This window comes from Aneurinibacillus sp. UBA3580, assembly GCF_002375825.1.
GTDB lineage: Bacteria > Bacillota > Bacilli > Aneurinibacillales > Aneurinibacillaceae > Aneurinibacillus > Aneurinibacillus danicus.
The window spans coordinates 1-2,912 of the sequence record NZ_DFMZ01000127.1 but is presented as its reverse complement, the minus strand read 5'-3'; the positions used below and the strand labels follow the sequence as shown (position 1 = coordinate 2,912).

General features: G+C 49.0%; 2 protein-coding genes. Both read right to left on the bottom strand.

All coding sequences use genetic code 11. The features are described from left to right. Positions 1-403: 403 nt before the first annotated feature. Positions 404-1,504: a 3-phosphoserine/phosphohydroxythreonine transaminase gene (gene serC / locus B2899_RS17180; RefSeq protein ID WP_286887354.1), complete on the bottom strand. Its 1,101-nt coding sequence runs from the start codon at positions 1,502-1,504 to the stop codon at positions 404-406. A gap of 322 nt (positions 1,505-1,826) precedes the next feature. Next, positions 1,827-2,750, bottom strand: a complete 924-nt coding sequence (gene cysK / locus B2899_RS17175) for a cysteine synthase A (RefSeq protein ID WP_146809295.1) — start codon at positions 2,748-2,750, stop codon at positions 1,827-1,829. Positions 2,751-2,912: the final 162 nt, after the last annotated feature.

Sequence of the window (2,912 nt, the reverse complement as noted above, 5' to 3'; positions counted from 1 at the left end):
AAAGGCGTTCGCCTTTTTCCCCATTGAAATCCTCTCCTCGTTCTCTTCTCTCTTTCCCTTCGTACCGCAAAAGTCAGCCGACCTTCCTCACATTTTCATGTCGGGGTTGCAAACGAAAAGCAGCCGGGGAAAACTGCTCAGGAACCCCCCATGACTCCGCTATCACCTGACAAATGCTTATGAGATAAGCTGACAGGTTTCTATGCGACAGGCGAAAAAGAAATGGCGGACGGTTATGTCGCCGAACCTGCCCGGAATTACCGCAAAAACCCAATCATTCCCAGAACAAAAGAAGCTGATGAAAAAAACGCTCGCGAGGCGTGTGTCGACCGTTGCTTTTTCCCTGTGGAGCGTGTGGCCCGAAGGGAAAGATCGGTACCCCCCGCGAGTTTTTCTTATTTCGTTATCCGTTTTTCCTCTGGAACTCAATCATGAACTCGCTGAGTGCTTTACAGCTTTCATACGGCACCGCATTGTACGTAGATGCGCGGCAACCGCCTACGGAACGGTGACCGTTCAGCCCGACGAATCCGGCCTGCTTCGCCTCAGCAAGGAACTGTTTCTCCAGATCTTCCGATGCGAGACGGAATGTAATATTCATCAGGGAACGGCTGTCTTTTTGGGCATGTCCCTTGTAGAAACCTCCGCTTTGATCAATAACATCATAGATAAGTGCCGCTTTTTCTTTGTTCATGTTCTCAATGGCGGCAAGGCCTCCCTGCTCTTTCACCCATTCGAGCACAAGGCCGAGCATGTAGATGCCGAATGTCGGTGGCGTGTTGTACAGGGAGTTGTTTTTCACATGCGTATCATAGCGCAGCATCGTCGGCACGTTGTTCGTATTCGCACGCTCCAGCATATCCGGACGCAAAATGACTACCGTCACGCCAGAAGGACCGAGATTTTTCTGCGCGCCCGCATAGATGAGCGCAAACTTGCTGACGTCAAAGCCGTAGGACAAAATATCACTTGACATATCAGCAATGAGCGGGATATCGCCCGTATCCGGGAACTCGGACCACTCCGTACCGAAGATGGTATTATTGGATGTCAGATGGACATATGCCGTATTTTCTTCATAGACCAGCTCATCGAGCGCCGGAATGCGGTTGTAATTCGTTTCTTTTGTGGATGCGACCGTATACGTATCACCCACCATCTTCGCTTCCTTAAGCGCCTTCTCCGACCAGGAACCGGTCATAATATAGCCCGCTTTTTGGCCTTGAGAAAGAAAATTCAGCGGAATCATTGCAAATTGGGTGCTTGCCCCTCCCTGCAGAAACAGTACATGGTACTCTTCCGGGATGTTCATTAACTCTTTTAAAGAAGCAATCGCCTGATTATGCACTTGCTCATATGCAGCGCTGCGATGGCTCAATTCCATGACCGACATGCCGGTTCCCTGGAAATCGACGAGTTCGCGCTGCGCTTTCTCCAGAACGGCAAGCGGCAGTGCCGAAGGACCTGCATTAAAGTTATAAGCGCGCTGTGCCTGTTTCAACATCTCTCTTCACTCCTTGGTTGAGTTAAAAACTTTGTTTTTATCCTACACCTAATTTTCGCAAAAGAAAAGAGATGTTTTCATAATTGAAGAAAAATATACGGGAATATCATAAAAAAAACAAATTTATGGCTAAAAATAGAAAAAAAATACCCTAAAAACGAACATTACTCTGCAGTTGAAGAAGCACCGGTTATCTCAATTAGAACAAGATATACTGGTCAACCTGCATCCCTGCCTGACGCTTGCGCTTGAGCGGGCGGATAGTCTGCCGGTCGGCACCTCGAAAACAGAAGAAGGACAGCGAATCGGCTGCCCTTCTTTATTATCCGAAAATATCCATGCTCAAATATCGCTCGCCCGAATCGGCTGCAATGGCCAGCACCCGCTTGCCTTTTCCCTGCTTCTTTGCTTCCTGCAATGCCGCATACACGGCTCCGCCTGCGGACGGGCCGACAAGAATGCCTTCTTTCGCCGCTAAGTCCCGCACGGTGCGCAGTGCATCCTCATCCTCACACTGCATAATCTCGTCATATACATCCTGGTTCAAAATCTCAGGAATAAAGCCTGGACTTGTTCCAACGAGCTTATGCGGTCCCGGCTTTCCGCCGGATAGCACCGGCGATCCTTTCGGCTCTACGACTATAATCCGCAGATTCGGCAGATGTTCTTTCAGCACCTCTCCGGTTCCTGTAATTGTGCCACCCGTACCGGATGTCGCGACAAACGCATCCAACCGGTTTTCCATCTGACGCAAAATCTCCGGCGCCGTTGTTTTTCGATGAATATCAGGATTCGACTCATTTTCAAATTGCATCGGAATGAAGCTGCCTGGGATGCTTTCAGCCAGCTCTTTCGCCTTGCGAATAGAGCCTGGCATCTTCTCTTCCGCAGGCGTTAGTACCACCTCTGCGCCATATGCTTTGAGGATGCTAATGCGTTCTTTGGTCATATTATCCGGCATGACCAGAATACAGCGATAGCCGCGTGCGGCCGCATTCATCGCAAGCCCAATCCCCGTATTCCCGCTGGTCGGTTCAATAATGGTCGATCCTTCCTTCAGATGCCCTGCTTTCTCCGCTTCCACGATCATATTATAGGCGGCCCGGTCTTTGACACTGCCGCTCGGATTGAATTTTTCTAATTTGACATATACATCCGCATCGTCCCGACCGGTCAACCGGCGCAGCTTGACGACAGGCGTTTCGCCAATTAACTCATGAATGCCATTGACTACACGTGCGTACATCTCCACTCACCTCTTTATATAAACTGGACTTCTTTAACCCAAGTATACCGGTAAGCATTTGATATATCCAGTAATAAAAAGATAAAAAAACGAGGAGAGATGAATATGAAAAAAGTGGCCATTTTTGTTCACGCAGGTGAAAATGAACTGGGAAGAGCGGTT